Origin of the sequence: Trebonia sp. (assembly GCF_049794275.1) — a bacterium.
GTDB lineage: Bacteria > Actinomycetota > Actinomycetes > Streptosporangiales > Streptosporangiaceae > Trebonia.
The window spans coordinates 1-3,841 of record NZ_JBARCR010000062.1 but is presented as its reverse complement, the minus strand read 5'-3'; the positions used below and the strand labels follow the sequence as shown (position 1 = coordinate 3,841).

Annotated in this window: 4 protein-coding genes; 2 read left to right on the top strand and 2 right to left on the bottom strand. The window is 70.6% G+C overall.

Annotated elements, in window-relative coordinates; genetic code table 11:
* Positions 1 to 487: sulfite exporter TauE/SafE family protein (locus WA805_RS01665; RefSeq protein WP_425241486.1), on the top strand; the 487-nt coding region annotated here is incomplete at its 5' end.
* 184 nt (positions 488 to 671) lie between these two features.
* On the opposite strand, the gene WA805_RS01660 is transcribed toward WA805_RS01665, so the two are convergent.
* Positions 672 to 1,916 carry a 4-hydroxybenzoate 3-monooxygenase gene (locus WA805_RS01660; protein ID WP_422286434.1) on the bottom strand — a complete coding sequence of 415 codons (1,245 nt, stop codon included), beginning with the start codon at positions 1,914 to 1,916 and terminating at the stop codon, positions 672 to 674.
* 151 nt (positions 1,917 to 2,067) lie between these two features.
* Between WA805_RS01660 and WA805_RS01655 the strand changes: the two genes are divergently transcribed.
* Positions 2,068 to 3,576: a glutamine synthetase family protein gene (locus tag WA805_RS01655; RefSeq protein ID WP_422273770.1), complete on the top strand. Its 1,509-nt coding sequence runs from the start codon at positions 2,068 to 2,070 to the stop codon at positions 3,574 to 3,576.
* Between the two features lie 27 nt (positions 3,577 to 3,603).
* Here WA805_RS01655 and WA805_RS01650 read toward each other — a convergent pair.
* On the bottom strand, positions 3,604 to 3,841 hold a 238-nt coding region (locus tag WA805_RS01650), incomplete at its 5' end, for a CocE/NonD family hydrolase C-terminal non-catalytic domain-containing protein (protein WP_425241485.1).

Sequence of the window (3,841 nt, the reverse complement as noted above, 5' to 3'; positions counted from 1 at the left end):
GGCGGACGCTGACCACGGGACCGGCGGGATCGGCGGGACCGGCGGAACCGGCGGGACCGGGGCGGCCGGCCGTGCGGGGGTGGCGACCGCTGTCGGCGTGCTGCCCGCCACCGGCATTTCCAGCCGGGCCGACGCGATCGGCGGACCGGTGCTGTGGGCCCTCGTGTTCTGCGCCGGCGTCTACGGCGGTTACTTCGGCGCGGCGCAGGGCGTGCTGCTGATCGGCATGCTCGGCATCGCGTTCACCGACAGCCTGCAGCGGATCAACGCGGTGAAGAACGTGCTGGCGGGCCTGGTCAACGGGGTCGCGGCGGTCGTGTTCATCGCGCTCACGCACATCGACTGGAAGGTCGCGGGCCTGATCGCGGCCGGGTCGATCATCGGCGGCCAAGCCGGCGCCCGCGTCGGCCGCCGGCTCCCGCCGTGGGGTCTGCGGTTGCTGATCGTCTGCGTCGGCGTCGCCGCCCTGGTCAAGCTGCTGGCTTAGCGGCACCGGGCGACGGCGAGGACTGACTTAGGGCGAGAAAACCTACGGAGAATGGGTACAAACCGGACACAAAGCGGGGCGTTTCTCGCCCTATGTGCCTCGCGGTCGTCAGGTGGGACGACGGGTGAGGTACGGGAGTGGGTGAGGTACGGGAGTGGCTAAAGGTGCGGGAAAGCAGGACGTGTCAGGCAACCCAGGGCCAGAGGGGGGTGGGGACCACGCGGGTGGCCGGGTCGTAGCGGAGCGGGGCGTAGCCGGTGTAGTTCTCCGCGAGCATCGTGGCCGCGGCGCGTGAGGTGACCAGGTTGCGCAGCTGGGCGAGCTGCAGCGCCGACTCGAACGGGTCCTGGCCGGGGACGACGTGCATCATGGCGGTCATCCACCAGGCCAGGTGCGTTGCCCGCCAGACCCGCTCCAGGCAGTGCTCGGAGTAGGCGTCCGCCAGCGCGGGATTACCGTCCCGCAGCAGCCTGATCAGGGCGGTCGCCAGCGCGGCCACGTCGGCGACCGCCAGGTTGAGGCCCTTGGCCCCGGTAGGCGGCACGATGTGCGCCGCGTCGCCGGCCAGGTACATCCGCCGGTACTGCATCGGGGTGGCGACGAAGCTCCGCATCGGGGTGATCCCCTTCTCCAGGATCGGGCCGGTTTGCAGCTCCCAGCCCGGCACCCCGAGCCGGCGCTGCAGCTCGTCCCAGATCCGGTCGTCCGGCCATCTCGTGATGTCCTCGTCCGCCGGCACCTGCAGGTAGAGGCGGCCGACCTCCGGCGTGCGCATGCTGTGCAGCGCGAAGCCGTCCTCGTGACGGCAGTAGATCACCTCGTCGGTGGACGGCGGCGCCTTGGCGAGGATGCCGAGCCAGCCGTAGGGGTAGCTGCGCTCGGCGACCAGGCGCAGTCCGCCGCGCGGGATGGCCGGGCGGCAGATGCCGTGGAAGCCGTCGCAGCCCGCGATGGCGTCGCAGGTCACCTCGTGCCGCTGGCCGGCGGAGTCCGTGTAGCGCAGCACCGGGTGGTCGGAGTCGAGGCCGGCCACCTCGGTCTCGCTGACCTCGAACTCGAGCGCGGCGCGGTCGGCGGTGCGCGCCCGGATCAGGTCCTTGACGATTTCGGTCTGCGCGTAGATCGTGACCCACCGGCCGCCGGTCAGCTCACGGAAGTTCACGTGGTGCCGTTCCCCGCCGAACTGCAGGTAGATGCCGTCGTGCTCGAGCCCTTCCGCGTCGAGCCGTCGCCCGAGCCCAACTGCCCGGAGCAGTTGGACCGTGGTGGATTCGAGCATCCCGGCCCGCTGCCTGGCCTCGCAGTACGCCCTGCTGCGAGCCTCGATGACGATGGAGTCGACGCCGCCGAGGGCGAGCAGGTGCGACAGGAGCAGGCCGGCCGGACCGGCGCCGACGATGCCGACCTGAGTACGGTGCTTAACGGTCATGCGGGGCCACCACCTGAAAATTGCTGTGCAATTACGTAGAGTATTCAGATATGTGATTAATGTAACAGTGCGGAAAGTAGTTGACTAGTCTCCGATAGTAGTCATTCATGATGTGCTACCACTGCGGACCGCGGGTGCGTACCCTGCTGCCGTGAGCACACCACCGGATTCCGGAGTCGGCCAGCCCGGGTTTGTCGCCGCGCACGGTCTGATGTCCGACGAGGTCGTCGTCAGGGCGCAGGAAGTCGCGGAGCGGATCGCCACCAGCCGGCTGCGCACGGTGCGGCTGGCCGTGGTCGACCAGCACGGGGTGCCGCGGGCGAAGTCGCTGTCCCCGGACGCGGCGATCGCCGCGATGTCGAACGGGCTCGACTTCTCTGGCGCCATCTACAGCCTGGACACCGGGAACAACGTGTTCGTCTCGCCGTTCGCGGCCGACGGCGGCTTCGGGATCCCCGAGTTCACCGGGTTTCCCGACGTGGTGCTGGTGCCTGACCCGGCGACGTTCCGGATCCTGCCGTGGGCGGACCGGACCGGGTGGATGCTGTGCGACGCGTACTTCGCCAACGGGCAGCCGGTGCCGCTCGACGGCCGTGGCCTGCTGCGCCGCCAGCTGGCCGCGCTCGCCGAGGCCGGGTACGACTTCGTGGCGGGGCTCGAGGTCGAGTTTTACATCGTGAAGGTGGACACCGCGGTGCCGCTGACGCCGGAGAACGCCGGGTTCACTCCCCCGCCGCCACCGGTCTCCGTGTTCGAGCGCGGCTACCAGTACCTGTCAGAAGTGCGGCTCGACTCGATGACACCGGTGCTCGAGGTGGTGCGGGACGCCCTGGCGCCGCTGCGGCTGCTGCCGCGCTCCATGGAGGACGAGTGGGGCCCCGGACAGGTCGAGTTCTCGTTCCCGCCGATGCGCGGGCTCGCCGCGGCGGACAATGCGGTCCTGTTCCGGTCCGCGGTCAAGCAGGTCTGCCAGCGGCACGGCCTGCTGGCCACGTTCATGTGCCGGCCAGGGCTGCCGAACTTCTTCTCCTCGGGCTGGCATCTGCACCAGTCGCTCGCCTTCCGCCCATCAGGCGGGAACGCGTTCGCGTCAGAGGCCGGGCCGCTGTCGGAAGCCGGGCTGTCCTACGTCGCCGGGCTGCTCGAGCATGCGCTGCCGTCGCTGGTGTTCGCGGCGCCGACGGTGAACGGGTACAAGCGGTACCGGCCGTACTCGTTCGCCCCGGACCGGGTGTGCTGGGCCGTGGAGAACCGGGGAGCGCTCGTCCGGGTGCAGGGCTCGGCCGGCGACACGAGCTCCCACGTGGAGATGCGCTCGGGCGAGCCGGCCGCGAACCCGTACCTGTATATGGCGGCCAACATCGCCGCCGGCCTGGACGGGGTGAAGCGGTCCCTGACGCCGCCGCCGGCCGTCGAAGCCGACCCGTACTCGGCGGAAGGCGCGGTCATGCTGCCGACCTCCCTCGCTGCGGCGGTCAAGGCTCTCGACGACGACGGGTTCTACCGTGCCGCGTTCGGCGACACGCTGATCGACTACCTGCTGCTGATGAAGCGCGCCGAGATAGCCCGCTACGAGGCGGCGCTGTCCGCCGCGGGCCTGACCGACTCACCGAACGAGGTCAGCGACTGGGAGATGCGGGAGTACTTCGAGTTCTTCTGACGCGGCACCGCGGCGCCGTCAGCGCCGTCAGCCGAGGCGGACCGGGAGGATGACCGCCGACGGGTGCGCCGGGTCGCGGTAGACGGCCTGGTCGGCCGCCAGCAGGCGGGTGGCCGTGGCGAGCGGCTCGCCGCTGCCGGGGTTGCGTGCGTAGCGCGGGAAGGCGCCGCTGGAGACCTGGACCCTGATCCGGTGGCCGCGCTTGAAGCGATAGGCGGTCGGCCACAGCCGGACCGTCGCCCTGGTCACCTTGTCCGCGCCGGTC